Raw genomic sequence first — 25,715 nt, forward strand, 5'->3', positions numbered from 1 at the left:
GGACGGTACCCCCCGTCAAACCGCCGCGTTTCGAAGAGAGCATCCACCCGCCATGCTTCAGTTCCTCATCCGCAGGCTGATCGGCGCCGTCGTCATCATGTTCCTGATCGGCGCCTTCACGTTTTTCCTGTTCTATACGATCCCCCAGGACTTCGCCGAGCTGTCCTGCGGCAAGAACTGCTCCCCTGAGAACATCGCGGTCATCAGAGAGAACCTCGGCCTCGACAAGCCCATCACCGTGCAGTTCTGGGAGTTCATGACCGGCATCGTGGCCGGGCGGGACTTCCCCCAGGGGCACTGCTCCGCCCCCTGCCTGGGTGTCTCCTTCAGCAGCGGCGAGTTCGTGTGGGACTCCATCATGGACCGCTTCCCGCTGACCCTGTCGCTGACCGTCGGCGGCCTGATCATCTTCCTGCTGCTCGGCCTCGGCTCGGGCCTGCTCGCCGCCTGGAAGCGCGGCACGGCCGTCGACAAGGCGGTCAGCGGCGCCTCCATGGTGCTCAGCTCGTTCCAGATCTACTTCCTCGGCCCGATCGTGCTCGGCATCCTGGTCTACAACACCGGCTGGATGGAGAACCCGAAGTACGTCCCGTTCACCGAGAACCCGGCCGCCTGGTTCGTCGGCCTGCTGATCCCCTGGGCCGTGATGGCGACCATCTTCACCGCCCAGTACACGCGTATGGCCCGCTCGACCATGATCGAGCAGCTGTCGGAGGAGCACGTGCGCACCGCGCGCGCCAAGGGCATGCGGCAGCGCTACGTCTTCTTCCGCTACGCCTGGCGCGGCTCGCTCATCCCGATCGTCACCATCATCGGCATGGACCTCAGCTCACTGCTGTCGGGCGCGGTCGTCACGGAGTTCACCTTCGACCTGGCCGGGATCGGCCGTCTCGCGGTGCAGTCCTCGCTCACCAAGGACCTGCCGCTGACGATGGGCGTCATGCTGTTCGGAGCCTTCTTCATCCTGCTCCTGAACATCGTGGTGGACCTCGCCTACGCCTACATCGACCCGCGCGTGCGCCTGAGCTAGGAGAAATACCGTGACCACACTGACCAGGACCGAAGGCGAGAAGGCCCCGACCGGGCCGGAGGCCTTCCTCTCGGTCCGCGACCTGCGGGTGCGGTTCTCCACCGAGGGCGGCATCGTCAAGGCGGTCGACGGGCTTTCCTTCGACGTCGAGCGCGGCAAGACCCTGGGCATCGTGGGCGAGTCGGGCTCCGGCAAGTCCGTGACCAACCTGACCGTCCTCGGCCTGCACAACCCCAAGACCACCACGGTCGAGGGCGAGATCGTCCTGGACGGCCAGGAGCTGGTCACCGCCCCCGAGAAGGAGATGGAGAAGCTCCGCGGCAACAAGGTCGCGATGATCTTCCAGGACCCGCTGACGGCGCTCTCGCCGTACTACACGGTGGGCCGGCAGATCGCCGAGCCGTTCATGAAGCACACCGGAGCCTCCAAGAAGGAGGCGCGGGAGCGGGCGATCGAGATGCTGACCAAGGTCGGCATCCCGCAGCCCAGGACGCGGGTGGACGACTACCCGCACCAGTTCTCCGGCGGTATGCGCCAGCGCGCCATGATCGCCATGGCCCTGGTCTGCGACCCCGACCTGCTGATCGCGGACGAGCCGACCACCGCCCTGGACGTGACCGTCCAGGCGCAGATCCTCGACCTGCTCAAGGACCTCCAGCAGGAGTTCGGCTCCGCGATCATCTTCATCACCCACGACCTCGGCGTCATCTCCGACATGGCCGACGACCTGCTGGTGATGTACTCGGGCCGGGCCGTGGAGCGCGGCAGCGTCCGCGAGGTGCTGCGCGCCCCCCGGCACCCCTACACCTGGGGGCTGCTGAGCTCGATGCCGCGCCTCGGCGGCGACACCAGCCAGGCGCTCACGCCGATCCCCGGCTCCCCGCCCAGCCTGCTGGACCCGCCCTCGGGCTGCCCCTTCCACCCGCGCTGCGCCTTCAGCGGCGAGGTGCCGGGCGACCGGTGCCGCGAGGAACGGCCGCCGCTCGGCGAGGGGCGTGCCTCCGCGTGCCATCTGACGGCGGAACAGAAGCAGACCATCTTCATCGACAAGATCCAGCCCCGGCTGCGCTAGGAACCGAGACATGAGCGACAACCTCACCCTCTCCGCACAGCAGGGCTCCACCGGCGCCTCGACCGAGCCGCTCCTGAAGGTCGAGGGCCTGACCAAGCACTTCCCGATCTACGGTGGCTTCCCCATCAAGCGCAAGGTCGGCGCCGTGCAGGCGGTGGACGGCATCGACCTGACCGTCGGCGTCGGCGAGAGCGTCGGCCTGGTCGGCGAGTCCGGCTGCGGCAAGTCGACCACCGGCCGGCTCATCACGCGCCTGCTGGAGCCGACCGGGGGCCGGATCACCTACCGGGACCGCGACATCACCCACGCCTCGCGCAAGCAGCTCGCGCCGGTGCGGTCCGAGATCCAGATGATCTTCCAGGACCCGTACTCCTCGCTGAACCCGCGCCAGACCGTCGGCACCATCATCAAGTCGCCGATGGAGGTCAACGGGATCAACCCGCAGGGCGGCCGGGAGAAGAAGGCGCGCGAGCTGCTGGAGCTGGTCGGCCTCAGCCCCGAGCACTACAACCGCTTCCCGCACGAGTTCTCCGGCGGCCAGCGCCAGCGCATCGGCGTGGCCCGGGCGCTGGCCCTGAACCCGAAGCTGATCGTGGCGGACGAGCCGGTCTCCGCGCTGGACGTCTCGATCCAGGCGCAGGTGGTGAACCTGCTGCAGAAGGTCCAGGAGGAGATGGGCATCGCCTTCCTCTTCATCGCCCACGACCTCGCGGTCGTACGGCACTTCTCGCAGCGCGTGGCGGTCATGTACCTCGGCAAGGTGGTCGAGGTCGGCGACCGGGACTCGATCTACAACCGGCCCCGCCACCCCTACACCCACGCCCTGCTCTCCGCGGTGCCCGAGGTCGCGGTGGAGGACGGGACCGAGGACAGGGAGCGGATCCGCCTCGCCGGCGACGTCCCCTCGCCGATCTCGCCGCCGTCCGGCTGCCGCTTCCGCACCCGCTGCTGGAAGGCGCAGGACAAGTGCGCCGCCGAGGAGCCGCCGCTGGTCCGGATCTCCGGCAACCGCGAGGGCCACCTGACGGCCTGCCACTTCCCGGAGGAGCCGACCGTCCAGGCCCGCGACGAGGACGTCGTGCTCGACCCGGCGCTGGTGGCCCTGGAGAAGGACACCGAGAGCTGACCGCCCGCCCGGACCGCCCCCCGGGGCACCGGCGCGAGGAGCGACGGCCCGTGACGCGTACGAGCGGCACGGGCCGTCGCCGTACGCGCCGGCGGACGCGGACGCGGTCGCGGCCGATACGATCATGAGCATGACGGCACCGGAACCGACCATCCTCGCCACCTCGGGCGGCCACCGCGCCGGAGGACGCACCCGGGTGGTGTTCGACGCCCTGGTGCACCACGCCGTCGACCTCTCCGGAGCCCACGGCCGGCGCCCGCGCGTCATGTACATCGGCACCGCGATCGGCGACGCCGAGCACTTCACGGCCCGGATGACGGAGGCGGCGCGGGTCGCCGGGTTCGACCTGACGCCCCTGCACCTGTTCCCGATGCCCAACGTGGCCGACATCGAGGGCGCGGTGCTCGAACAGGACGTCGTCTGGGTCATGGGCGGCTCGGTGGCCAACCTGCTGGCCGTGTGGCGCGTCCACGGCCTGGACCGCGTCCTGCGCCGCGCCTGGCGGGCCGGCGTGGTGCTGAGCGGGGTCAGCGCGGGCTCCCTGTGCTGGTTCCGGGGCGGCGCGACCGACTCGTTCGGGCCCCGGCTGCGTCCGCTGACCGACGCGCTGGGCTTCCTGCCGTACGGCAACGGGGTGCACTACGACGTGGACGAGGGACGCCGGCCGCTGACCCACCGGCTGGTGGCGGACGGCACCCTGCCGACGGCGCACTGCACGGACGACGGGGTCGGCCTGGTCTACCGCGGGACCGAACTGGTGGAAGCGGTGACGGAGACGCCGGGCAAGGGCGCCTACCTGGTCAGGCGCGAGGGCGACGGCGTGGTGGAGGAGCGCGTCGAGCCCCGCAGGCTGCCCGCCGTCCGGTACTGAGGCCTCACGGCCCGCGGTCGCGCGGCCCGTGCGGGGGTCGGCGCCGCCGGAGGGGGCGGCACAGTCGCCCGTACGCGCGCCAACCGCGTTAACACACAGGCAACTTCACCGACCCGGCTCCGATATACGGACGCGTCAGGCTGGACAGCGTACGGCCGTGCGGGTGCCGTGAACAGGCCGGGGCGGCCATGTCGCCCCGGCCTGTGGCCGTACCCGCTTCCTCACCCGAGCCCCAGCGAGCGCTTCAGGAAGTCCACCTGGAGCAGCAGCAGGTTCTCCGCGACCTGTTCCTGCGGGGTCATGTGCGTCACGCCCGACAGCGGCAGCACCTCGTGCGGGCGGCCGGCGGCCAGCAGGGCCGAGGACAGGCGCAGGGAGTGCGCGACGACCACGTTGTCGTCGGCCAGGCCGTGCACGATCATCAGCGGGCGGTGCGGCTCGGCGGGGGAGGACAGGCCCTCGTCCGTGACCAGGGAGCTCCTGGCGTACGCCTCCGGATGCTCGGCGGGGTCGCCCAGGTACCGCTCCGTGTAGTGGGTGTCGTACAGGCGCCAGTCGGTGACCGGGGCCCCCGCGATGCCCGCGTGGAAGACGTCCGGGCGGCGCAGCACCGCGAGCGCGGCCAGCCAGCCGCCGTACGACCAGCCGCGGATCGCCACCCGGGTCAGGTCGAGCGGGTGGGTCCCGGCGAGGTCGTGCAGAGCCTCGATCTGGTCGTCCAGCGACACGGTGAAGTCGTGGTGGATCGCCTTCTCCCAGGCGGGGGAGCGGCCGGGGGTGCCGCGGCCGTCGGCGACGACCACCGCGAAGCCCTGGTCGGCGAACCACTGCGAGGTCAGGTGGGCGTTGTGCGCGGCCAGCACGCGCGGGCCGTGCGGACCGCCGTAGGGGTCCATGAGGACCGGCAGAGGTGTGTCACCGGCGTAGTCCCGAGGCATAAGCACGGCGCACGGGATGCGGCGTGCGCCCCCCTGAACAAGCGTCACACGCGGGGACATACCGGGGTCTTCGGCGTACGAGGGGACGATCGCCACCGGCTGTCCGTCCCGCAGCACCTGCGCCCTCGTCCCCGGCCGGTCCGGCGTGGCGGAGACCAGGACGGTCACGCCCCCGGCCCGCACCGCCGAGTGCACGCCGGGCTCCTGCGACACGCGCTCCACGCCGAGCTCGTTCACCCGGTACACGTGGACCTGGCCCGTCTCCGGCTCGTCCGCCTCCTCGCCCGCCGAGGCCGAGACCAGCACGTCGTCGTCCGAGACGTCCAGCACCGCCCGGATGTGCAGCTGCGCTCCCGTCAGCGGGCGGTCCCCGACCGCCAGGACCCGCGCGCCGCCCTCGTCCGCCACCCGCACGAGTCGGCCGGAGGGGCTCCAGCGGGGCACCCCGGGGAAAAGATCAAGCCATGTTCTGCTCTCGTCGGCGTGCACCATCCGGGTCTTCCCGGAGTCGGGGTCCACCGCCAGGAACAACTGGCTGCGCTGATCGCGCGCCTGGACGAGCAGCAGCGGCGCACCCGCCGCTGACCAGTGCACATGCGCCAGATAGGGGTACCGCTCCCGGTCCCAGACGACCTCCGTGCGCACCCCGTCCAGACCGATCACGAAGAGCCGGACGTCCGCGTTGCCGGTGCCCGCCACCGGATACGCCACCCGCTGCGGCTCGCGGTCCGGATGCGCCGGATCGGAGATCCACCAGCGGCGCACCGGCGTGTCGTCCACGCGCGCCACGAGCAGCCGGTCCGACTCCGGAGCCCACCAGAAGCCCCGCGAACGCCCCATCTCCTCGGCCGCGACGAACTCGGCCAGCCCGTAGGAGACCTCCGGCGCCTCCGGTTCGGCGAGCGCCCGGTCGCCCTCCCCCTCGGCGCCGACCACCCGCAGTGCGCCCTGCGCGACGTAGGCGACCCGCCGGCCGTCGGGGGACGGGCGCGGGTCGATCACCGGCCCGGGGACGGGGAGTTCCCCGGCCGTCCCGACCCGCAGCTCGGCCGTGAAAAGCCGCCCTGACAAGGCGAAAGACGCCAACTCGACGGCCGCGTCGGTGGCGTAGCCGACGATCCCGGCACCGCCCTCGCGGCTGCGTTCGCGCCGTGCCCGCTCCTCGGGCGGGAGGTGCTCCGAGGCGCCGCCCAGGAGGGCGCGGGGGTCGGCCGCCACGCGCTCCCCGCCCTCCTGCGCGTCGAGGACCCACAGCGAACTCGCCCGGTCCGTACCGGAGCCGGAGCGCAGGAACACGACACGCGAACCGTCGGGCGCCACGGTGAACGAACGCGGCGCGCCGAGGGTGAAGCGCTGGGTGCGGGCGTGCCGTCGGGGGAAGGAGTCGATCTCGGTCGTCATCCCCCGACCATATTGGCCATGCGCCCCCTTGTGCGGCCGTGCGCCGATCGATGCGCGCGTACGGATAGTTATGATCAATAGCGCATAGTGGGTATGACCCTGCTAACTGTCGTACAGATTTACCTGCCCCCATCGTCCGACCCCCCCGCGTCCCTGGGATCTTTGGAGGTGAGCCGCCGTGGCACTCTCGATTTCGGCGGTGGTGCTGCTGGCGATCATCGTCTTCTTGCTCATCAAGAAGTCGGGACTGAAAGCCGGGCACGCCATCGTGTGCATGTTGCTCGGCTTCTACCTCGCCTCTTCGACCGTCGCTCCGACGATCAACGAGCTGACGACGAACATTGCGGGAATGATCGGCAGCATCAACTTCTGAGCAGCGCGCCCTCCGGCCGGGTCCCGGGGCAAGTCCCCGGACCCGGCCGAAGCCGCGCCTCGCACGTCCTCGTCGTCCGGCTTCCCCGGATCGGGCCGGGTAAGCCCGGCGGACCGGGTCAGCCCTCGACCGCGTACGGCACGAAGCCGGACCACGCGGCGGGGGTGAAGGCCAGTCGGGGGCCTTCGGTGTTCTTCGAGTCGCGGACGTGGACGGTGCCGGGTTCGGTGGCGACCTCGACGCAGGAGTCAGTCTCCGCGCCGCTGCTGTAGCTGCTCTTGAACCACGCCAGGTCGGAGGCGTCTCCGAACGAGGTCTTGCGGCTCATGTCTCCCCCAGCAGTTCTTCAATCCTCGGCATGCCGCCGGGTCAGTCCTCGACCGCGTACGGCACGAAGCCGGCCCATGCGGCGGGGGTGAAGGCCAGTCGGGGGCCTTCGGTGTTCTTCGAGTCGCGGACGTGGACGGTGCCGGGTTCGGTGGCGACCTCGACGCAGGAGTCGCCTTCTGGGCCGCTGCTGTAACTGCTCTTGAACCACGCCAGGTCGGAGGTGTCCCTGGCGGAGGCTTTGCAGATCATGTTTCTCCCAGCAGTCGCTCGATGAGGGCCAGTGTCTCCCCGGGCGGAAGAGCCTGCGCCCGGATCGTGCCATATCGCAGCTCAAGGATGCGCAGTTGCCTCGGATCAGAGGCTGGGCGGCCGTTGAACGCGCCGTCTGAACGCCCTACCGCTGTTCCGTCCTCGAACTTCAGCAACTCGATCCTGCCGCTCATGCCTGGGTGGGCGACGCTGTCCATCGGCATGACCTGGAGTGAGACATTGTTCAGCCGCCCCACTTCCAGCAAGCGTTCGAATTGCTGCTTCTGCACCATTGTGCCCCCAACGCGGCGGCGAAGGGTTGCCTCCTCCAGGACGAAACTGAGGGAAGGGGCTGGTGAGCGATCGAAAACTGACAGCCGTGCCATGCGAGCTGCCACCAGGCGTTCCACCTCCTCGGCTGAGTAAGGAGGTTGGCGCACTTCGAACAAGGAGCGTGCGTAATCAGGCGTCTGCAGCAGGCCAGCGATGCTGCTGCACTCATAGACCCCGATTTCGACGGCCCGCGCCTCCATCTGCGCCAGATCCCGCACCTTCTTCGGGTACCGGACCTTCTTCACGTCCTCCTTCATCGCCGCGACGAGGCCCCCGGCGCCCAGCACCTCGTCCGCCGTGTCCAGGTACTCGGGCCGGGGGATCCGCTTGCCGCTCTCGATCTTGTAGACGAGGTCCTCGCCGTACCCGACCGCCACCGCGAACTCGCCGACCCGCATCCCCGCCGCCTCCCGGCGGAGCCTCAACTGCCGTCCCACGGTGGCCACCACGGCGAGCGCCCAGTCGTCGTCCGGGTCCACCTCCCAGCCCGGCTCGTCGGTCTGCTCCGTCCCGGTCCCGACCCGCACCGCCTCACCGTTCACCGACATGCGCGCCCCTCCGTAGTGCCGCTCCGTACCGTCACGCCCTGCGCGCAGGAGTCGCGTCGACAGCCCGGACAGCACCGGACAAGCCCTGGACGGTCACCCTACGCAACATCGCGATTACTCCCCACGGTACGTTCGGTCGGCCACGCTGAGTGACGTGAATCAGGAAATTGCCGAGACCAGGACCCAACCCGGCGGCGCGGTCCGCCACTTCAGCCTGCTGCTGTCGTCCACCCCGCGCGGTGCCCGCCTCGCCCGCCTGCTCGCGGTGGACGCGCTGCGGGAGTGGGGGCTCCCGGACGAGGCGGCGAGCCACGTCGTCGCCGAACTGGCGGCCAACGCGGCCACCCACGGCCGCGTCCCGGGCCGCAGTTTCCGTCTGACGCTCCACGTGGTCGGCGGCACGCTCCGCATCGAGGTCACCGATACACGCGGTGACCGGCGCCCCGTGCTCCGGGAGCCCGCAGCCGTTGCCGAGTCGGGCCGTGGACTGCTCCTCGTGGACGCGCTCGCCGACCGCTGGGGAGTCGCCGAGGGGCGCTTCCCGCACAAGACCGTCTGGGCCGAACTGAGCCTCACACCACCGGAACCCGCACCCACGGGTTCCGGTGCCGCCGACGACTGAAAGACAAAGAACGCCGGGGGAAAGCACCCCGCCAAACCCCACCCCTCCCGCCCGCGGCCCACGCTCACTCGGGCGGGTGAACATCCCCGGCCCGGTTGGATTTCCCGGCCTCCGAGGCCCGACGCTCAGCGCAACGCACCACCACGACAACCGCAGACATGAGACGGCCCCCGCCGGGACGGGCAATCCCAGTGCGAGGGCCTGACCACCGAGGAAGAGGAAGCTTCCCGATGGGTACTCAGAACCCTAGCGTGCCCCCGCACGCCCAGGCCCGTATCGCGGGCAACAAGCACCCGAACCGGGGCCACCACGGCGGCGGGCTCCTGCACGACAACACCCGCCACACCACCCGCTTCACGGTGGTCGGCAACCACCTGGCCCAGCACCGGGAGCTCTCGCTCCTCGCCATCGGGCTCGGCGTGCACCTCCAGTCGCTGCCCAAGGGCGCCCCGGCCGACATCAAGACCCTCGCCGCCCGGTTCCCCGAGGGAGCCACCCGCATCGCCGCCGCCCTGCGCGAGCTGGAGGCCCACGGCTACCTGCGCCGCGAACGCCACCGCACGCCCACCGGCCGCATCGTCACCCGCACGATCTCCTGCAACCAGCCGGCGGCGGCCCGCCACCGCCCCGAGGCCCCCGGCCGCCCGGAGACCCGGGCCGCGCAGGCGCCACGGCGGCAGGAGGCGTGCGCGGAGGGCGCGTCACGCGGGACGCGTGGGCAACGAGCGCCCCGCAAGCCGCTCCCCGCCGTGCCGAGCCCCGCGTACCCCGCCCCCGCGCTCCTCCAGGCCGCCACCGGCCTCCTCGCGGACCTCCACCGCCACGACTCCCGGCTGCTCCTCTCCGCCTGCGACACGGCCCACCTGGCCCCCGGCGTCGCCGCCTGGCTGGAGCGGGACGTCGCCCCCGCCGCCGTGCGCCGCGCCCTGACCACCGGCCTGCCCCCCGAGGGCGTATGCCGCCCCGCGGCCCTCCTGGCCCACCGTCTCGCCGACCGGCTTCCGCCCCCGCCCCCGTTCCGGGCACCCGCCGACGCCCCGCCCGTACGGCATCCCCTGCGGAACTGCGACGGCTGCGACCGCGCCTTCCGCTCGCCCGACCCCGGAACCCGCTGCCGCGACTGCCGCACCGACTTCCAGGAGGCACCTGACGTGAACGTGACGATCCCCGCTCCTGCCCCGGACGGCGAGGAGCGGGCACCATGACCACCGCGTCCGGCGACGCGCGTCCGGGGGTCTCCCGCCGGTACCGGGCCATGCGCGACTTCGTCCGGTCCATGGACGACACGCTGCCGGGCGGATTCGAGATCACCAAGGAGGGGATCGTCCACGACATGCGGTCGCCCGACGGCCGGCACGAGCTGACCGTGGCGCGGCTCCGCAAGCGCCTGGAGCAGGTGATGCCGGAGGAGATCGTGGCCCACACGGGCGCGCCCGACGTGGAGAACGAACCCGAGGGCGTCATGCGCCGCCCCGACATCATGGTGATCGCCGAAGAAGACATGGACGTCGAAGGGTCCATCGACGCTCGTACGCTCATCGCCGCCATCGAGGTCGTCTCCCGGTCCAACCCGCGCAACGACTGGGTGGGCAAGATGCGCGACTACCCGCTGCTCGGCATCCCCGTCTACGCGATCTTCGACCCCCGCACCGGCACCGGCGCGGTTCTCACCGACATCCACCCCACGCCCGACGGACCGCGGTACGCCACCCGCAAGGACTTCGTCTACGGCGAGGACGTCACCATCGGCGAGTGGACCATTCCGACGAGCGGTCTGCCGCTCTACCAGGACGGCGACGAGGAGGAGGCCGGGTCCTGAGGGCTCGGCCCGGGGACCGCGACGAGCGGCGGCCCGGCGCCTCATAGGCTGGGGCCATGACGGAACTGCCAGCCAGGCGCCTGCTGCTGGTGCACGCGCACCCGGACGACGAGTCGATCAACAACGGCGCCACCATGGCCCGCTACGCGGCCGAGGGTGCCCATGTGACGCTGGTCACCTGCACCCTCGGTGAGCGCGGCGAGGTCATCCCGCCCGAACTCGCCCACCTGACCGGCGCCGCCCTGGGGCAGCACCGCCTGGGCGAGCTCGCCGCCGCGATGCGCGCGCTCGGCGTCGAGGACCACCGCCTGCTCGGCGGCGCCGGGTGCTACGCGGACTCCGGGATGATGGGCCTGGCCGACAACGACGACCCCGCCTGCTTCTGGCAGGCCGACGTCGACGAGGCCGCCGCCCGGCTCCTGGAGGTGATCCGCGAGGTGCGCCCCCAGGTCCTCGTCACCTACGACGACGACGGCGGCTACGGCCACCCCGACCACATCCAGGCCCACCGCGTCGCCATGCGCGCCGCCGAGCTCGCCGACGAGGCCGGCTGCGGCATCGCCAAGATCTACTGGAACCGGGTCCCCCGGTCCGTCGCCGAGCGGTCCTTCGCCCGCCTCCGGCAGGACCTGCCCGGCCTGCCCTTCGCCGAGGCGGCGACGATCGACGACGTCCCGGGCGTCGTCGACGACGAGCGGATCACCACCGAGATCGACGGCACCGTCCACGCCGCCGCCAAGACCGCCGCGATGCGCGCGCACGCCACCCAGATCACGGTCGCCGCACCCTACTTCGCGCTCTCCAACGAACTCGCGCAGCCGGTCTTCACCACGGAGTACTACGAGTTGGTGCGCGGGGAGCGCGGCTCCGGCGTGCGGGAGACCGACCTGTTCGCCGGCCTCGGCCTCGGCATCGGCGGCGGCACGGGGGAGGCGTCGTGAGCGGCGACCGGAGCCCGATGCTCGCCCAGCCGCTGCGACCGCCCTCCGCCGGACGGGCCGCCGCCCACCTGGGGCTGTTCGTGCTCGGCGCCGTGGTGGGGGCGGCCGGGGCGCTGGTGCAGCCCGGATGGTTCCCGGGCGGGCTGCTGCTCGCCCTGGCGGGCGAGGCCGGGCTCTGCCTGGGCGCGGCGCGCGCCACCCGCGGCCGGGCCGGGGCCGTCGCGTCCGCCGTCGGCTGGATGCTCGCCGTCATCCTGCTCACCGCCAGCCGCCCCGAGGGCGACTTCGTCTTCGCCGCGAGCGGCGGCTCCTACCTCTTCCTGCTCGGCGGCATCGCCGTCGCTGTGATGTGTGCCACGTTTGCCCCGGCACGGCAACCCGACGGCGGCTCCGGCCGACTTGGCAAGTGACGTACCACTTCGCCCCAGCATGCACGGGCGGGTCCGGTGTGGGTTTCCCGGCGGTCGTGGGATACGGGTGAGAAGTGGCCAGTATCGTGGTGCGCGCCGCCGAGCCTCCCCAAGCCCTCGGCTCCGCCCGAGCTGGGGGGACCCCCACCGTGAGGTCGTGACGGGCGGCGGAGCCAACCGGGAGAACCTGCCTTGAGTCGTGAAACTGACACTCCGTCCTCCGGGCCCAACGGGCGCGGCGGAGCCGCCTACCCGTCGGGCACGCCGCCCTACGGCACCCCGACGGCTTCCGGCGACGGTACGGTCGCGGGCACGCGACCGGAGGAACGCAAGACCGAGACCACACTGACGACGCGGATCCGGATCAACATCCCCGGATCGCGGCCGATCCCGCCGGTCGTGGTGCGCAAGCCCGTCGCGGACGCCGAGGGCGCGGGCGGCACCGAGGCCGAGGCGCCGGCGCCGGGCACCGCCCCGTCCACGGGCTCCGTCGAACCTCCCGCCGAGCCCGCGCAGTCGGCCCCGTCCGCCCAGTCGGCCCGGTCCGCGCAGTCCGCCCCGCCGGCGGAGGACAAGTCGACCAGCGACTGGTTCGCGCCCCGCAAGTCCCCGGCCGGCAAGGGCGGTCAGGGCGGCGGATCCACCAACGGGACCGGACCGTCCGGCGGTTCGGGCGCGACCGGGCCGGGCGCCGCCGGCGGCGGTACCGGCGCGGGTGCGCCGGGCGCGGCCGGTGGCGCCCGGCCGGGCGCCGGGCGCCCCGGAGGCGTGGTCGGTTCCATGAACATGCCGGGCGGCTCCCGGCCCGGCGGTGCGAACGGAGCCGGACCCGGCTCCTCGCGCCCCGGCGGCACGAACGGCACCGGGCTCCCCGGCGCGACCGGCGGCCCCGTGGCGCCCGGGCACGGCGGCGGCACCGGCTCCTTCGACGTGACCGAGGCGCTGGCGGCGGGCCCGCGGGGCAACGGCTCCCGCCCGTCCACCGGCGGCGCCGAGCCGCGCCGCGACGACCTGCCCTACTTCGCGGAGAACGGGCAGGACGGACCGGACGGCCCGGCTGGACGGGGTGGCCAGGGCGGCCCCGGCGGATACGCCGGGCCCACCGGCCCCGGCGGCCCGCAGGGCCCGGCCGGACCGACGACGGGCCCGGTCACGGGGGACGGACCGGCGATGCCGCCGATGGGCGGTGGGGCCGGGGGCCCCGGTGGCCCCGGCGGACCCGGTGGACCCGGAGGTTTCGCCGAGCCCGGCCGTCCCGGTGGCCAGGGTGTCCCGGGCGGTCCCGGCGCGTCCGGCCGTCCCGGTGGCCCGGGAGCCCTCGGCGGCCCCGGCGCGCCCGGCGCGGACCCCTTCGGCGGTCCCGGAGCCGGCCACGGTGCCGCCGGACCCGCCGCGGCCGGTCACGGCCCCGGCGGGATGAGCGACGACACCGCGGTCCTCACCCCGCAGAAGCAGGCCCCCGAACCGGACGGCCCGGGCTACGGCCCGCGCCACGACAACGTCTCCGGGGACACCGTCACCAGCGGCATCCCGGTCGTCCCGCCCGGCGCGCACGCGCCGTTCGGTCCGGGCGCGCCCGGCGACGGCGCCTCGCCCCCGGCGCCGTCCGCGCCCTCGCCGTCCCCGGCGGGCTCCTCGAAGCCGCCGAAGAAGAAGGGGCGCAGCAAGCTCGTGCTGCTCGGCGGCGGCGTGGTCGTCCTGGCCGGGGCCGTCTACGGCGCCGGCCTGCTGATGAACCACTCCGACGTGCCCAAGGGCACCACCGTGCTCGGCGTCGACATCGGCGGCACCCGCGACGAGGCCGTCAAGAAGCTCAACGACGCCTTCGACGACCGGGTCGACAAGCCGCTGAAGCTGTCGGTGGACGGCAGGACCGTCACGCTCGAGCCGGACCAGGCGGGGCTCCAGTTCGACATGCAGTCCACGGTCGGCGCGGCCGCCAAGAGCGACTACAACCCGGTGTCGGTGATCGGCTCGCTCTTCGGCAACCACCGGGTCGTCGACCCGGTCATGCCCGTCGACGAGGAGAAGCTGCACGCCGCCCTGCGGGACGCCGCCGGCGGCTCCGGCTCGGTCGTCGAGGGCACGATCCAGTTCCGGGACGGCAAGGCCGTCCCCGTCTACGGCAAGGCCGGCAAGGGCATCGACGTCGACAAGTCGACCGAGGCGGTCGAGGAGGCGTACCGCACCCAGGTCGAGACCGGCTCGTCCGCGCCGGTGGCCGTGCCGACGGCGACCCGGCAGCCGACCGTCCCGAACTCCGAGGTCGACCGCATGATGAAGGAGTTCGCGGAGCCCGCGATGTCCGGCCTCGTCACCATCCGGACCGACGCGGCGCACAGCATCCCGTTCGGCCCCGTGTCACTGCCGAAGATCCTCGGCGTCAAGGCCGTCGACGGCAAGCTCGTGGAGACGTACGACCTGGAGGCGCTCAAGGAGGCGTACGGCAGCACCTTCGACGGCGTGCAGATAGAGACCGCCACCGGGAAGCGCGGCGTCCTGCCGCAGGACGTCGTCGCCGCGCTGCGCAAGGCCCTGCGCGGCAAGACGCCGGCGGAGCGCGTCGGAGTCATCGACACCAACCCGAGCTGACCCGAGGCCCCCCGGGCGGACGGAGCCCCCGCCGGCAGCGGGCGGGGGCCCCGGGCAGGTCCCGGCGGGATCCCCCCCCGGGCGGCACGGGTGCCGGACGGTACAGGGGCCGGGCGGACGGCCGGGGCCGGCCTCAGTTCAGCATGGCGCGGGCCGCCCGCGCCTCCCCCCGCACCCGCTCGGCCGCGCTCTCGTCCACCGCCGCCACCACCTCGGCGTACGACTCCAGTTCGGCGGCCCCGGCCAGGAAGTCCCCCCGCTGCACCAGCAGCTGCGCCCGCTCGTGGCGCAGCCGCGCCGGATGCGACGGCAGCAGCAGCGACAGCTCGACCGCCCACAGCGCCACGTCGGACCGCTCGGGCCGGGCCGCCGCCCACGCCCGGATGTTGTTCAGGACCCGCAGCACGACGTCCAGCGGATCGGCCGGCGTCAGCATCGAGTCGTCCAGGGGCGCCCCCGTCGTCCCCACCACCAGCAGCTCGGCGTCGGCCCCCGTCAGGACCCGGCCCCCGTCGAACGGATCGGCCAGCACCTGCTCCCGCGCCGAGCCGAACCCGACCACGAAGTGCCCCGGCAGAGCCACCCCGTACACCGGCGCGCCGGCCCGCCGGGCCACCTCCATCCACACCACGGACAGCAGGATCGGCAGACCCCTCCGCCGCCGCAGGACGTGGTGCAGCAAGGACGACTCCAGGCGCCGGTAGTCGGCCGGGGTGCCGTGGAAGCCGTACCGCCCGCCCAGCAGCTCCCGCAGCGCCACCGCCCAGGCGTGCGGCCCGCCCGGGCGGTAGGGCAGCTGCCCGGCCAGCCGGTCCAGCTCGACCTGCGCGGCGTCCAGGCCCGCCTCGTCCAGTTGTCCGTCCGCCTGGGCGCCCACCAGCAGGCACAGCACAGACAGGTCGGGCCGCTCGGACCGGGCCTCCTCGGCGAACCGCCGCCGCAGCTCGGCGGACCGCCCGGGCGGCGGGGGAAAGGGGGCACGGGGAGGACGGGGAGGATTCATGGCCGGTCCGTGCCTCTCACGCCGGTCCGTGCGACGGGCCGGGCCCGGCGTCCGCCGGGGCACGGTAGTGGTGGTACGCGTGGTGCGCCGCGAAGCCCAGGCGGGCGTACAGGTCCCGCGCCGCCGCGTTGTCCGTCTCGACCTGGAGCCACCCGGCCGACGCGCCCTCGTCGAGGGCCCGGCGGGCCAGCGCGGCCATCACGGCGGTGGCCAGCCCCCGCCGCCGCACCGCAGGGTCCACCTCGACGGCGGCGAACCCGGCCCACCGCCCGTCGACGACACACCGCCCGATCGCCGCCGGAGCGTCCGGGCCGGGCACGGTCGCGAACCACACCGACGGACCGCTGCCCAGCACCTTCAGCGCCACCTCGCCGACACCCTTGCGCCGGTACCGCCCCAGCCACGCCTCGTCCGCCGTCCGGGACAGCACGACCGCGTCCGGCTCGCCCCGGTCGGCGACGGGCGCCAGCTCCCCGACCCACAGCTCGGCGGTCACCTCCCGCTCCCACCCGCGCCGCTCCAGCTCCGCGCACAGCAGCTCCTGCGTGCCCTCCGCCCCGGTGGCGGTCTGGAGGTAGGCGGGCAGGCCCCGGTCGCCGTACCAGCGCCGTACGGCGGCCAGCGCCTCGTCGAGCGGCAGCCCGGGGTCGCCGAGCGGCAGCACGGAGTTGGCCCGGCGGGTGAAGCCCGCGGCGGCGCGCAGCTCCCACCCGCCCAGCCGCTCGCTCTCCACCGGCCGCCAGGCCCGCGCGGCGATCCGGGCCAGCTCCTCGTAGGAGGCCGCCGGGCCGCGTCGCCGCGCCGGGGCGGACGGCACGACCTTGCCCGCGACCAGCGCGGACTCCGCGACGCGGACGCTCTCACCGCCCCTGCGTGTGATCAGCAGCACACCCTTGTCCCATGATGTGAGAACTCCGACCGTATCGGTGAACTTCCCACCCGGGGTCCCGGGGTCGGTCAGACTCCGTACCGAGACCCGTTTGCCCACGTCAGCAGCGGTGATGCGGACCTCCAGACGCCCGGCGGCAGAGATTTCCACAGGTCAGTTCACCCCTCCTGTTCGGATCATGCCCAGGAACGGAGATACTAGGGGCGGGCATCGACGACGCCGCGCTCCCGCGCGCCAGGCGGCGGAGCCTGAGGAGGCCCGCCAGCGCCCTATCGAGGAGGAACGACAGCGTGACCTACGTCATCGCGCAGCCTTGTGTCGACGTCAAGGACAAGGCGTGCATCGAGGAGTGCCCGGTCGACTGCATCTACGAGGGCCAGCGGTCCTTGTACATCCACCCGGACGAATGCGTCGACTGCGGAGCCTGCGAACCGGTCTGCCCGGTCGAGGCCATCTTCTACGAGGACGACGTGCCGGAGGAGTGGAAGGACTACTACAAGGCGAACGTCGAGTTCTTCGACGAGCTCGGCTCGCCCGGCGGCGCCAGCAAGCTGGGGCTGATCGAGCGCGACCACCCGTTCGTCGCCGCGCTGCCGCCGCAGGGCGAGTGACCCCGTAAGCGGCCCGCACACCGCGCCGCCTCGGTCCCGTACGGCCTGATCACGGTCGGATCGCCACGATCGCCACGATCGCCGCACGGGACCGAGGCGTTTGCCGTACCAGAAAGTGAGCCAGTACCCGTGTCCGCAGTCTCCGACCGGCTGCCCGCCTTCCCCTGGGACAGGCTGGAGCCCCACAAGAAGACGGCCGCCGCGCACCCGGGCGGCATCGTCGACCTGTCCGTCGGCACCCCCGTCGACCCGGTCCCCGAGCTGATCCAGAAGGCACTGGTCGCCGCGGCCGACTCCCCGGGCTACCCGACGGTCTGGGGCACCCCGGAGCTGCGCGACGCGATCACCGGCTGGGTCCGGCGCCGCCTCGGCGCCCGGGACGTCACCCACCGCCACGTCCTGCCGGTCGTCGGCTCCAAGGAGCTGGTCGCCTGGCTCCCGACCCAGCTCGGCCTCGGCCCCGGCGACAAGGTCGCCTACCCCCGCCTGGCCTACCCGACGTACGAGGTCGGCGCCCGCCTGGCGCGCGCGGACCACGAGGTCTACGACGACCCGACCGAACTGGACCCGGCCGGCCTGAAGCTGCTGTGGCTGAACTCGCCGTCGAACCCGACCGGCAAGGTCCTGTCGAAGCGGGAACTGACCCGGATCGTCGCCTGGGCCCGGCAGCACGGCGTGCTGGTCCTCTCCGACGAGTGCTACCTCGAACTGGGCTGGGAGGCCGACCCGGTCTCGGTCCTGCACCCGGACGTCAACGGCGGTTCGTACGACGGCCTGGTCGCCGTCCACTCCCTTTCCAAGCGCTCGAACCTGGCGGGCTACCGCGCCGCCTTCCTCGCCGGTGACCCGGCCGTCCTCGGCCCCCTCCTGGAGATCCGCAAGCACGGCGGCATGATGACGGCGGCGCCGACCCAGGCGGCGGTCGTGGCGGCCCTCAACGACGACACCCACGTCCGCGAGCAGCGGGAGCGCTACGCGGCCCGCCGGCAGGCCCTGCGCTCGGCGCTGCTGGACCACGGCTTCCGCATCGAGCACAGCGAGGCCGGCCTCTACCTCTGGGCCACCCGCGACGAGCCCTGCTGGTCCACCGTGGCCCACCTGGCCGAGCGGGGCATCCTCGTGGCCCCGGGCGACTTCTACGGCCCGGCGGGGGAGCGGTTCGTGCGGGTGGCCCTGACGGCGACGGACGAGCGGGTCCGGGCGGCGGTGGAGAGGCTGGGCGGCTGACCGGCGCCGGGCCGACACCGCTCGCGCCCCGGCCGGTCCGCGCACACGAAGGGCGACGGGGCCCAGGGAAGACCCTGAGCCCCGTCGCCCTGCCGGCGGTCGGCGGCGACCGGCGTCAGCTCAGCGGCAGGCCCTTGGCCGGCAGCGAGTCGGCCGACGGCACCCCGCCCCGGGTGACGGAGTCGGTCGGCAGGCCGCCTCCGGTCGCCGTACCGGCGGTGTCGCCGAGGACCTCACCGGCGGAACCGGCCGTGTCACCGGCCGTCTTCTGCGCGACGGGCGTGGTCCTCTTGACCGCCTGGCCGCCGGTCCTGCCCGCGGCCGGCACCGCCTTCTCGACCGCCTTGCCGCCGGTTTCGCCCGCCGTCTCGGTGACGTTCCGGGCCGCGCCGTCGACCGTGTCGGCGGCGGCCGCCCCGTCCGGGGCGGTCAGCCCGCCGAGGTTCGGGGTGGCCGGCAGCCCGGGAGCCGCGCTGGCGGAACCGGCCGCACCGACCCCGGCGGCCGCTCCCGCAGCGACGAGCAGCGCGGCACGGGCGATCCGGCGGGTCAGGGGGAGGGACATGGTGCTCCTTCGACGGGAGAGAACGGTGGAGTGCCCGGCCCGGCGGCCGACCGTCCCGTTGGCCGGCCGGGTGCCGGCCGAGGGCGGTTGATCGTCCGGACTCGGACGCAGTGACTACCGCTCGAAGCCCGCGAAGGTTGCGGCGGCGCAAGGTAAAGAGTTGGCAATGCATCGCATTATCGGCTGCGGGTGAAAGCGGGCAAAAAGGGCCCGGTGCGAAAGTCCGCCGAAACCTTACAGCCCTTTGTCCCCATGGGATTTCACCGTTTCGGGGTGACCGAGCGAAACCCTCGCACACCGTCGCCGGCAGGTGGCCCGCGTACCTCGCCCGGGTGAGTCCCCGTACTACTGCGCGGTCACGATGCGGACCGCGCCCGCGCCCCGTTCCGGCCCCGCGGCACCCCCGCCCTCGACCGGACGCCACCGGCTGTCGGTGTTCCCGGCCGTCCACACCCGCCCCGCGTACGAGACGCGTTCGATGTGCAGCTCGGAGGCGTTGGCCACGGCCCAGTGCGCCAGCTGCCAGCCGCGCTGCCCGGGGCCGCGCCCGGCGGCGGAGCCGCCGTCGGCGGTGACGGGCAGCGTCACGGTCCGGCCGCCGGACTCCTCCCGGCCGCTCGCGGAGGGCGACGGCGTGGCCGCCGCCCCGCCGTTCACCGCCATGCCGGCGGGCTCCAGCACCTCGCGCCCGAAGTCCCGCAGCAGCGCGGCGCGCACCGCGTCCGGGCCCGCCGCCCGGGTCGCGGCCGGACGCCCCTCGCAGGTCAGCGCGGCCGCCGACCGCCCGGTGAGGGCGGCGGCGAGCAGCGTCGCGTCCGGCTCGTGCTTGGCGTAGGCCTGCGGGAAGCCGCTGCGCTGCACGCGTTGCGCGGCCACGGTGAGGGGCAGCCGGGTGTAGCCGGGGACCTCGGCCAGGTGCTCGTAGAACTTCTCCGCCGCGTAGACCGGGTCCATGATCTGCTTCGGGCTGCCCCAGCCCTGCGAGGGCCGCTGCTGGAACAGGCCCAGCGAGTCCCGGTCGCCGTAGTCGATGTTGCGCAGGCCCGACTCCTGCAGGGCGGTCGCCAGCGCGATGGTCACGGCCCGCTCGGGCAGGCCGCGCGCGGTGCCCACGGCGCTGATCGTCGCCGCGTTGACCGCCTGCTCGGGCGTGAACTCGTACGTCGCTCCGTCGCTCCTCCCGGAGACGACCTTGCAGCCCGGGGCGCCCGTGCCTCCGGTGACGTACTGCACCGCGAGGTAGCCGGCGACCGCGAGCAGGACCACGAAGGCCGCCGCGATACGCAGGAGGCGGCCGTGACGCTGGGGAGTGGGGGACGGCTCTGGCACGCGTACAAGGTACTGGAGAGTACGGCGGGCCCGTGCCGGGTGTGGACAGCGGGCGCGGGCGGGCGCGTTAGGGTCGACGGCATGGCCGACACCCCGCTTGACCTCACACTGGACGCCGCGCGGCTCACCGCGCAGCTCGTCGACTTCCCGTCCGTCAGCGGCACCGAGAAGCCGCTCGCGGACGCGATCGAGACCGCGCTGCGCGCGCTGCCGCACCTGACCGTCGACCGGTACGGCAACAACGTCGTGGCCCGCACGGACCTGGGCCGCGCGGAGCGGGTCGTCCTGGCCGGCCACATCGACACGGTCCCGATCGCGGACAACCTCCCCTCGCGCCTCGACGAGGACGGCGTCCTGTGGGGCTGCGGCACCTGCGACATGAAGGCGGGGGTGGCGCTGCAGCTGCGCATCGCGGCCACCGTCCCCGCCCCCAACCGGGACCTGACCTTCATCTTCTACGACAACGAGGAGGTCGCCGCCGACCTGAACGGCCTCAAGCACGTCGCCGAGGCGCACCCGGAGTGGCTGCACGGCGACTTCGCGGTGCTGCTGGAACCGACGGACGGCCAGGTCGAGGGCGGCTGCCAGGGCACGCTGCGGGTGCTGCTGAGGACCAGGGGCGAGCGGGCCCACTCGGCGCGCGGCTGGATGGGCTCCAACGCCGTCCACGCGGCGGCCCCGATCCTCGCCCGCCTGGCGTCCTACGAACCGCGCCGCCCGGTGATCGACGGCCTGGAGTACCGGGAGGGCCTGAACGCGGTGGGGATCTCGGGCGGGGTCGCGGGCAACGTCATCCCCGACGAGTGCGTGGTGACGGTCAACTTCCGCTACGCGCCGGACCGTACGCCGCAGGAGGCCGTGGCGCACGTGCGCGAGGTCTTCGCGGACTGCGGCGTGGCGGAGTTCGTGGTGGACGACCACAGCGCCGCGGCCCTGCCCGGCCTGTCCCACCCCGCCGCCGCCGCGTTCATCGAGGCGGTGGGCGGCACCCCGCAGCCCAAGTACGGCTGGACGGACGTGTCGCGGTTCTCGGCGCTGGGCGTCCCGGCGGTCAACTACGGACCGGGCAACCCGCACCTGGCGCACCGCCGGGACGAACGCGTGGAGGCGGCGAAGATCCTGGCGGGGGAGGAGCGCCTGAGGGCGTGGCTGACGGGGTGACCCGTGTTTACGGCGCTCCACGGCGGACATGCTGAGGTCCCTCGTTCGTAACCGGCGTGGATCTACGCTGGGCCGCAACGACCCGCACACGGAGGGAGCGCACATGGCCACCGGCAACCCCCGGGGGAAGAAGCAGCCGCCGCAGGAGCAGCGCCTGGGCCCGGTCCTCCGCAGGCGGGGGCAGGTCCAGACGAGCACGACCGACCAGCGGCTGCTGGACGAGCGCGCCCCCACGGACTGGGTCCACACCGACCCCTGGCGCGTGCTGCGCATCCAGTCGGAGTTCATCGAGGGCTTCGGCACGCTGGCCGAACTCCCGCCCGCCATCAGCGTCTTCGGCTCGGCCCGCACCCCGGTGGACTCACCGGAGTACGAGGCCGGGGTGCGGCTCGGCCGGGGCCTGGTGGAGGCGGGCTTCGCGGTGATCACGGGCGGCGGCCCGGGCGCCATGGAGGCCGCCAACAAGGGCGCCTGCGAGGCGGACGGCATCTCGGTCGGCCTCGGCATCGAACTGCCCTTCGAGCAGGGGCTGAACCCCTACGTCGACATCGGCCTGAACTTCCGCTACTTCTTCGTGCGGAAGATGATGTTCGTGAAGTACGCCCAGGGCTTCGTCGTCCTGCCCGGCGGCCTGGGCACCCTCGACGAGCTCTTCGAGGCCCTGACCCTGGTCCAGACCCAGAAGGTCACCCGCTTCCCCATCGTCCTCTTCGGCACCGAGTACTGGGGCGGCCTCGTCGACTGGCTGGAGAAGACCGTGATCGCGCAGGGCAAGGCGGCGCAGCAGGACCTGCTGCTGTTCCACGTCACGGACGACGTGGACGAGGCGGTGGCGATGGTGTCGAAGGAGGCGGGCCGCTAGGGCCTGTCGCCCGGATCGGGGAGGCCGCGGGACGGGGCGGGCCTCAGGCCAGCCCCCGCCGCGCCACCGCCGGCGGCCGGTGCCCCGCGATCGACGCCACCATGTCCAGCACCTGCCGGGTCTCGGCCACCTCGTGCACCCGGTACACCTGCGCCCCGAGCCACGCCGACACCGCGGTCGCCGCCAGGGTGCCCAGCAGCCGCTCCTTCACCGGCCGGTCCAGCGTCTCCCCGACGAAGTCCTTGTTGGACAGCGACACCAGCACCGGCCAGCCCGTGGCGACCATCTCGTCCAGCCGCCGCGTCGCCTCCAGGCTGTGCCGGGTGTTCTTGCCGAAGTCGTGCCCGGGGTCGATCAGGATCGACTCCCTCGGCACGCCCAGCGCCAGCGCCCGCTCGGCCAGCCCGACCGTCACCTCCAGGATGTCGGCCACCACGTCGTCGTACTCGACCCGGTGCGGCCGGGTCCGCGGCCGCGCGCCGCCCGCGTGCGTGCACACCAGCCCCGCCCCGTGGCGCGCGGCGACCTCCGCCAGCCGCGGGTCGACCCCTCCCCACGCGTCGTTCAGCAGGTCCGCCCCCGCCTCGCAGACCGCCTCCCCGACCTCCGCGCGCCAGGTGTCCACGCTGATCACCACGTCCGGGAACCGCCGCCGCACCTCGGCCACGAACCCGACCGTGCGCCGCGCCTCCTCCTCGGCCGTCACCTCGTCCCCCGGCCCGGCCTTGACCCCGCCGATGTCGATGATCGCGGCCCCCTCGGCGACCGCCTGCTCCACGCGCGCGAGCGCGGGCTCGTCGCGGAAGGTCGCGCCCCGGTCGTAGAAGGAGTCGGGGGTCCGGTTCACGATCGCCATGATCACCGGCTCGTGCGGCCCGAATTCCCGCCTGCCCAGCCTGAGCATCCCCTGTGACCCCTCCTCGCACGGACCGGGAACGTCCCGGTCATCGACCGCTTGCGACCCTAACCGCCGGACTCGCATGGCACGATCGGACCCTGACACATCCGATTCGAGACCTCCGGGCCGGCGCCCCCGCGCGCCGGCGCCGGCCGTGGGGACCCAGCGATGGTTATGTTCCTGTTCCTGGTCGTCGCGCTCGCCGTCGTGGTCGCCGCGGTGACGCTCGCCGTGGTGGGCGGCGGCGAGAACGGCCCGCTGCCCGAGGCCGCCCCCGAGCGGCTGCAGGACTTCCTGCCGCCGGACCGGCCGGTGGGCCGCGACGACGTGGAGCGCCTGCGCTTCCCGCTCGCCGCCCGCGGCTACCGCATGGCGGACGTCGACGACGCCCTCGGCCGCCTGGGCGCCGAGCTCGCCGAGCGCGACGCCCGCATCGCCGACCTGGAGGCCGCGCTGGCGGGCGCCCGCGCCGCCGCGTCCCACGCCGCCGCGGAGAAGCCGGGCCCGCGGGAGGAGCAGCCGTGAGCGACCGCCCGCCCCTGGCCGGCCCGGACGGCGCCCCGCGCTGCCCCTGGGCGCTGTCCGCCGCGGAGTACGTGGCGTACCACGACGAGGAGTGGGGGCGCCCGGTCCACGGCGACGACGCGCTCTACGAACGCCTCAGCCTGGAGGCCTTCCAGTCCGGCCTGTCCTGGATCACCATCCTGCGCCGCCGGCCCGGCTTCCGCGCCGCCTTCGCCGGCTTCCGGATCGCCTCGGTCGCGGCCTTCACGGACGAGGACCGCGAGCGGCTCCTCGCCGATCCCGGCATCATCCGCAACCGCGCCAAGATCGACGCGACCCTCGCCAACGCGCGCGTGCTGGCCGAGTGGGCGCCGGGCGAGCTGGACGGGCTGATCTGGTCCTACGCCCCCGATCCCGCCGCCCGCCCGGCGCCGAAGACCCTGGCCGACGTCCCCGCGGTCACCCCGGAGTCGACGGCCCTGTCCAAGGCCCTGAAGAAGCGCGGCCTGCGCTTCGTCGGCCCGACGACGGCGTACGCGCTGATGCAGGCCTGCGGCCTGGTCGACGACCACCTGGAAGCCTGCGTCGCGCGGCGCGCCTGACGCCGCCGGCAGGGGTCAGCGGCCCAGGTACTTCGGCTTCTCCTTGTCGACGAAGGCCCGCACCGCGATCGCGTGGTCCTGTGACGATCCCGCCCGCGTCTGCAGCTCGTCCTCCTTCTCCAGGGTCTCCTCCAGGGAGTGCGTCAGCCCGTAGGCGACCGCCTCCTTCAGCGCCGCGTACGCCACCGTCGGCCCCTCGGCGAGCGCCCGCGCCACCTTCCCGGCCTCCGCGCGCAGCTCGGCGGCCGGGACGACCCGGTTGGCGATGCCCAGCTCGTACGCCTCCTGCGCGCCGATGCTGCGCGGGAAGAGCAGCAGGTCGGTGGCCCGGCCGGGACCGACGACCCGCGGCAGCGTCCAGGAGACGCCCGAGTCGGCGGTCAGGGCGACGCCCGCGAACGACGTGTTGAACGCCGCCGTGTCCGCCACGATCCGGTAGTCGGCGGCCAGCGCGAAGCCGAGGCCCGCCCCGGCCGCGACCCCGTTCACGGCGGCGACGACCGGCTTCGCCGCCCCGGCCAGCGCCCGCACGATCGGGTTGTAGTGCTCGCGCACGGTGCTCATGGTCTGCCCCGAGCCGGTCTCCCGGTCGGCGGCCAGCAGCCCGATGTGCTCCTTGAGGTCCTGTCCCACGCAGAACGCCCGGTCACCGGCGGCGGTCAGCAGGACGGCCCGCACGGCGGGGTCGTCCGCCGCGGACCGGACCGCGTCGCGCAGGGCGACCTTGGTGGCGACGTCGAGCGCGTTCATCGCCTCCGGGCGGTTCAGCGTGATCGTCGCGAGTCCGTCGCTCACCTCGTACAGCACGGTGTCGGCCATGGCGTATCCCCTCCGGTCGCGGCTCGGGGACGTACCGGCGGGTACGTCCCGGTCTGCAGGACAGCATGACGGAGATCACCGGCGGCGGACCGGAGGGGGCGTGTGACCTGCGTCAAAGAATTCCGGTCCGTATCCGTTCGACGGACCCGTGTGCGGCGGCGAAGTATCGCAGCCACATCGCCGAATTGAGTGGTTTTGCTCGCGTGCGTTGCCCAAGCGATGCGGACCGATGTTGGTCATCGGGTCGCGGGATGCGGGATAATGGCTTGGAAGCAATGTGTTCGATGCCGGTGACGCGTGTCCTGTTCGAGGACCGCGCGTGCCCTTCAGTGGGCCGTCGGCTTTGACGGTGAGCTGGGTTTCAGGAAGGGGAACGAGCATGGCGGCCATGAAGCCGCGGACGGGCGATGGCCCGCTCGAGGTGACCAAGGAGGGGCGGGGCATCGTCATGCGCGTTCCGCTCGAAGGCGGCGGTCGGCTCGTCGTCGAGCTGACCCCGGACGAGGCCGACGCGCTCGGCGATGCCCTCAAGAAGGTCGTCGGCTGACGCACAAGCGGCCACGCTCTTTCAGCTGCCCCGGCATCCGCAG

At 73.4% G+C, this 25,715-nt stretch carries 28 protein-coding genes; 18 read left to right on the top strand and 10 right to left on the bottom strand.

Annotation, left to right across the window (positions count from 1 at the left end):
* Positions 1–52: 52 nt before the first annotated feature.
* The 4 genes from AB0L29_RS12775 to AB0L29_RS12790 all read left to right on the top strand — a co-directional run bounded on the left by AB0L29_RS12775 (position 53) and on the right by AB0L29_RS12790 (position 4,099).
* A complete protein-coding gene (locus tag AB0L29_RS12775) occupies positions 53–1,030 on the top strand; it encodes an ABC transporter permease (protein ID WP_365826272.1) in 978 nt (325 codons plus the stop codon).
* A 10-nt stretch (positions 1,031–1,040) separates the two neighbouring features.
* A complete protein-coding gene (locus AB0L29_RS12780; RefSeq protein WP_365826274.1) occupies positions 1,041–2,102 on the top strand; it encodes an ABC transporter ATP-binding protein in 1,062 nt (353 codons plus the stop codon).
* Positions 2,103–2,112: 10 nt separating this feature from the next.
* Complete coding sequence (locus AB0L29_RS12785) at positions 2,113–3,228, top strand: dipeptide ABC transporter ATP-binding protein (protein ID WP_365826276.1); 1,116 nt, start codon at positions 2,113–2,115, stop codon at positions 3,226–3,228.
* A gap of 130 nt (positions 3,229–3,358) precedes the next feature.
* Positions 3,359–4,099: a peptidase E gene (locus tag AB0L29_RS12790; RefSeq protein WP_365826278.1), complete on the top strand. Its 741-nt coding sequence runs from the start codon at positions 3,359–3,361 to the stop codon at positions 4,097–4,099.
* A gap of 221 nt (positions 4,100–4,320) precedes the next feature.
* On the opposite strand, the gene AB0L29_RS12795 is transcribed toward AB0L29_RS12790, so the two are convergent.
* Complete coding sequence (locus tag AB0L29_RS12795) at positions 4,321–6,438, bottom strand: prolyl oligopeptidase family serine peptidase (RefSeq protein ID WP_365826280.1); 2,118 nt, start codon at positions 6,436–6,438, stop codon at positions 4,321–4,323.
* A 178-nt stretch (positions 6,439–6,616) separates the two neighbouring features.
* Here AB0L29_RS12795 and AB0L29_RS12800 point away from each other — a divergent pair, with 178 nt between their 5' ends.
* A complete protein-coding gene (locus AB0L29_RS12800; RefSeq protein WP_365826282.1) occupies positions 6,617–6,811 on the top strand; it encodes a hypothetical protein in 195 nt (64 codons plus the stop codon).
* Between the two features lie 118 nt (positions 6,812–6,929).
* Here AB0L29_RS12800 and AB0L29_RS12805 read toward each other — a convergent pair whose 3' ends face one another.
* The 3 genes from AB0L29_RS12805 to AB0L29_RS12815 are packed head-to-tail and all read right to left on the bottom strand — an operon-like array spanning position 6,930 to position 8,271.
* Positions 6,930–7,139 carry a DUF397 domain-containing protein gene (locus tag AB0L29_RS12805; protein ID WP_365826284.1) on the bottom strand — a complete coding sequence of 70 codons (210 nt, stop codon included), beginning with the start codon at positions 7,137–7,139 and terminating at the stop codon, positions 6,930–6,932.
* Between the two features lie 41 nt (positions 7,140–7,180).
* Positions 7,181–7,390, bottom strand: a complete 210-nt coding sequence (locus AB0L29_RS12810) for a DUF397 domain-containing protein (protein ID WP_365826286.1) — start codon at positions 7,388–7,390, stop codon at positions 7,181–7,183.
* On the bottom strand, positions 7,387–8,271 hold the full coding sequence (locus tag AB0L29_RS12815; RefSeq protein WP_365826288.1) for a helix-turn-helix transcriptional regulator: 885 nt from the start codon (positions 8,269–8,271) through the stop codon (positions 7,387–7,389). The genes AB0L29_RS12810 and AB0L29_RS12815 overlap by 4 nt, the downstream gene beginning before the upstream one ends.
* A gap of 145 nt (positions 8,272–8,416) precedes the next feature.
* On the opposite strand from AB0L29_RS12815, the gene AB0L29_RS12820 reads away from it, so the two are divergent.
* The 6 genes from AB0L29_RS12820 (at position 8,417) to AB0L29_RS12845 (ending at position 14,655) form a co-directional block, all read left to right on the top strand.
* A complete protein-coding gene (locus AB0L29_RS12820; protein WP_365826382.1) occupies positions 8,417–8,893 on the top strand; it encodes an ATP-binding protein in 477 nt (158 codons plus the stop codon).
* 230 nt (positions 8,894–9,123) lie between these two features.
* The gene (locus AB0L29_RS12825) at positions 9,124–10,098 is read left to right on the top strand and encodes a helix-turn-helix domain-containing protein (protein WP_365826290.1); all 975 of its coding nucleotides are present in this window, start codon (positions 9,124–9,126) and stop codon (positions 10,096–10,098) included.
* The gene (locus AB0L29_RS12830; protein ID WP_365826292.1) at positions 10,095–10,712 is read left to right on the top strand and encodes a Uma2 family endonuclease; all 618 of its coding nucleotides are present in this window, start codon (positions 10,095–10,097) and stop codon (positions 10,710–10,712) included. Before AB0L29_RS12825 ends, AB0L29_RS12830 begins: the two co-directional genes overlap by 4 nt.
* Positions 10,713–10,768: 56 nt before the next feature.
* Positions 10,769–11,653, top strand: coding sequence for an N-acetyl-1-D-myo-inositol-2-amino-2-deoxy-alpha-D-glucopyranoside deacetylase (mshB, locus tag AB0L29_RS12835; protein ID WP_365826294.1), 885 nt, complete (start codon positions 10,769–10,771; stop codon positions 11,651–11,653).
* A gap of 17 nt (positions 11,654–11,670) precedes the next feature.
* Positions 11,671–12,063, top strand: a complete 393-nt coding sequence (locus tag AB0L29_RS12840; protein ID WP_365826384.1) for a DUF6113 family protein — start codon at positions 11,671–11,673, stop codon at positions 12,061–12,063.
* A gap of 192 nt (positions 12,064–12,255) precedes the next feature.
* Complete coding sequence (locus AB0L29_RS12845) at positions 12,256–14,655, top strand: hypothetical protein (protein WP_365826296.1); 2,400 nt, start codon at positions 12,256–12,258, stop codon at positions 14,653–14,655.
* A 133-nt stretch (positions 14,656–14,788) separates the two neighbouring features.
* On the opposite strand, the gene AB0L29_RS12850 is transcribed toward AB0L29_RS12845, so the two are convergent.
* On the bottom strand, positions 14,789–15,658 hold the full coding sequence (locus AB0L29_RS12850) for a transglutaminase-like domain-containing protein (protein WP_365826298.1): 870 nt from the start codon (positions 15,656–15,658) through the stop codon (positions 14,789–14,791).
* A 16-nt stretch (positions 15,659–15,674) separates the two neighbouring features.
* Positions 15,675–16,697 carry a GNAT family N-acetyltransferase gene (locus AB0L29_RS12855; RefSeq protein ID WP_365826300.1) on the bottom strand — a complete coding sequence of 341 codons (1,023 nt, stop codon included), beginning with the start codon at positions 16,695–16,697 and terminating at the stop codon, positions 15,675–15,677.
* Between the two features lie 140 nt (positions 16,698–16,837).
* Here AB0L29_RS12855 and fdxA point away from each other — a divergent pair, with 140 nt between their 5' ends.
* Positions 16,838–17,158, top strand: coding sequence for a ferredoxin (gene fdxA / locus AB0L29_RS12860; protein WP_014674796.1), 321 nt, complete (start codon positions 16,838–16,840; stop codon positions 17,156–17,158).
* A 129-nt stretch (positions 17,159–17,287) separates the two neighbouring features.
* Positions 17,288–18,385, top strand: coding sequence for a bifunctional succinyldiaminopimelate transaminase/glutamate-prephenate aminotransferase (locus AB0L29_RS12865; protein WP_365826302.1), 1,098 nt, complete (start codon positions 17,288–17,290; stop codon positions 18,383–18,385).
* Between the two features lie 115 nt (positions 18,386–18,500).
* Here AB0L29_RS12865 and AB0L29_RS12870 read toward each other — a convergent pair whose 3' ends face one another.
* Both AB0L29_RS12870 and AB0L29_RS12875 read right to left on the bottom strand, forming a co-directional pair.
* Positions 18,501–18,950 (bottom strand): ATP-binding protein, encoded by a 450-nt coding sequence (locus AB0L29_RS12870; RefSeq protein WP_365826304.1) that lies wholly within the window; start codon positions 18,948–18,950, stop codon positions 18,501–18,503.
* A 345-nt stretch (positions 18,951–19,295) separates the two neighbouring features.
* A complete protein-coding gene (locus tag AB0L29_RS12875; protein WP_365826306.1) occupies positions 19,296–20,279 on the bottom strand; it encodes a heavy metal transporter in 984 nt (327 codons plus the stop codon).
* An 81-nt stretch (positions 20,280–20,360) separates the two neighbouring features.
* Here AB0L29_RS12875 and dapE point away from each other — a divergent pair, with 81 nt between their 5' ends.
* Both dapE and AB0L29_RS12885 read left to right on the top strand, forming a co-directional pair.
* Complete coding sequence (gene dapE / locus AB0L29_RS12880) at positions 20,361–21,440, top strand: succinyl-diaminopimelate desuccinylase (RefSeq protein ID WP_365826308.1); 1,080 nt, start codon at positions 20,361–20,363, stop codon at positions 21,438–21,440.
* 103 nt (positions 21,441–21,543) lie between these two features.
* The gene (locus AB0L29_RS12885; RefSeq protein WP_365826310.1) at positions 21,544–22,302 is read left to right on the top strand and encodes a TIGR00730 family Rossman fold protein; all 759 of its coding nucleotides are present in this window, start codon (positions 21,544–21,546) and stop codon (positions 22,300–22,302) included.
* A 43-nt stretch (positions 22,303–22,345) separates the two neighbouring features.
* On the opposite strand, the gene folP is transcribed toward AB0L29_RS12885, so the two are convergent.
* A complete protein-coding gene (folP, locus tag AB0L29_RS12890; protein ID WP_365826312.1) occupies positions 22,346–23,206 on the bottom strand; it encodes a dihydropteroate synthase in 861 nt (286 codons plus the stop codon).
* Between the two features lie 162 nt (positions 23,207–23,368).
* On the opposite strand from folP, the gene AB0L29_RS12895 reads away from it, so the two are divergent.
* Both AB0L29_RS12895 and AB0L29_RS12900 read left to right on the top strand, forming a co-directional pair.
* Complete coding sequence (locus tag AB0L29_RS12895) at positions 23,369–23,725, top strand: DivIVA domain-containing protein (protein ID WP_365826314.1); 357 nt, start codon at positions 23,369–23,371, stop codon at positions 23,723–23,725.
* Positions 23,722–24,306, top strand: coding sequence for a DNA-3-methyladenine glycosylase I (locus tag AB0L29_RS12900; RefSeq protein WP_365826316.1), 585 nt, complete (start codon positions 23,722–23,724; stop codon positions 24,304–24,306). The genes AB0L29_RS12895 and AB0L29_RS12900 overlap by 4 nt, the downstream gene beginning before the upstream one ends.
* Positions 24,307–24,321: 15 nt before the next feature.
* Here AB0L29_RS12900 and AB0L29_RS12905 read toward each other — a convergent pair whose 3' ends face one another.
* Entirely contained in the window at positions 24,322–25,125 is an 804-nt protein-coding gene (locus AB0L29_RS12905; RefSeq protein ID WP_365826318.1) for an enoyl-CoA hydratase-related protein, read from the bottom strand.
* 379 nt (positions 25,126–25,504) lie between these two features.
* Between AB0L29_RS12905 and AB0L29_RS12910 the strand changes: the two genes are divergently transcribed.
* Positions 25,505–25,672: a DUF3117 domain-containing protein gene (locus AB0L29_RS12910; protein WP_003966491.1), complete on the top strand. Its 168-nt coding sequence runs from the start codon at positions 25,505–25,507 to the stop codon at positions 25,670–25,672.
* The last annotated feature ends 43 nt before the right edge of the window (positions 25,673–25,715 follow it).

It is taken from the genome of Streptomyces sp. NPDC052701, from assembly GCF_040678355.1.
Lineage (GTDB): Bacteria > Actinomycetota > Actinomycetes > Streptomycetales > Streptomycetaceae > Streptomyces.

Coding starts and splice junctions, on each gene's coding strand:
- AB0L29_RS12775 (WP_365826272.1), top strand. CDS start 53: ATGCTTCAGTTCCTCATCCGCAGGCTGATCGGCGCCGTCGTCATCATG.
- AB0L29_RS12785 (WP_365826276.1), top strand. CDS start 2,113: ATGAGCGACAACCTCACCCTCTCCGCACAGCAGGGCTCCACCGGCGCC.
- AB0L29_RS12790 (WP_365826278.1), top strand. CDS start 3,359: ATGACGGCACCGGAACCGACCATCCTCGCCACCTCGGGCGGCCACCGC.
- AB0L29_RS12795 (WP_365826280.1), bottom strand. CDS start 6,438: ATGACGACCGAGATCGACTCCTTCCCCCGACGGCACGCCCGCACCCAG.
- AB0L29_RS12805 (WP_365826284.1), bottom strand. CDS start 7,139: ATGAGCCGCAAGACCTCGTTCGGAGACGCCTCCGACCTGGCGTGGTTC.
- AB0L29_RS12810 (WP_365826286.1), bottom strand. CDS start 7,390: ATGATCTGCAAAGCCTCCGCCAGGGACACCTCCGACCTGGCGTGGTTC.
- AB0L29_RS12815 (WP_365826288.1), bottom strand. CDS start 8,271: ATGTCGGTGAACGGTGAGGCGGTGCGGGTCGGGACCGGGACGGAGCAG.
- AB0L29_RS12825 (WP_365826290.1), top strand. CDS start 9,124: ATGGGTACTCAGAACCCTAGCGTGCCCCCGCACGCCCAGGCCCGTATC.
- AB0L29_RS12830 (WP_365826292.1), top strand. CDS start 10,095: ATGACCACCGCGTCCGGCGACGCGCGTCCGGGGGTCTCCCGCCGGTAC.
- mshB (WP_365826294.1), top strand. CDS start 10,769: ATGACGGAACTGCCAGCCAGGCGCCTGCTGCTGGTGCACGCGCACCCG.
- AB0L29_RS12840 (WP_365826384.1), top strand. CDS start 11,671: ATGCTCGCCCAGCCGCTGCGACCGCCCTCCGCCGGACGGGCCGCCGCC.
- AB0L29_RS12850 (WP_365826298.1), bottom strand. CDS start 15,658: ATGAATCCTCCCCGTCCTCCCCGTGCCCCCTTTCCCCCGCCGCCCGGG.
- AB0L29_RS12870 (WP_365826304.1), bottom strand. CDS start 18,950: ATGTCCCTCCCCCTGACCCGCCGGATCGCCCGTGCCGCGCTGCTCGTC.
- dapE (WP_365826308.1), top strand. CDS start 20,361: ATGGCCGACACCCCGCTTGACCTCACACTGGACGCCGCGCGGCTCACC.
- AB0L29_RS12885 (WP_365826310.1), top strand. CDS start 21,544: ATGGCCACCGGCAACCCCCGGGGGAAGAAGCAGCCGCCGCAGGAGCAG.
- folP (WP_365826312.1), bottom strand. CDS start 23,206: ATGCTCAGGCTGGGCAGGCGGGAATTCGGGCCGCACGAGCCGGTGATC.
- AB0L29_RS12895 (WP_365826314.1), top strand. CDS start 23,369: ATGGTTATGTTCCTGTTCCTGGTCGTCGCGCTCGCCGTCGTGGTCGCC.
- AB0L29_RS12905 (WP_365826318.1), bottom strand. CDS start 25,125: ATGGCCGACACCGTGCTGTACGAGGTGAGCGACGGACTCGCGACGATC.
- AB0L29_RS12910 (WP_003966491.1), top strand. CDS start 25,505: ATGGCGGCCATGAAGCCGCGGACGGGCGATGGCCCGCTCGAGGTGACC.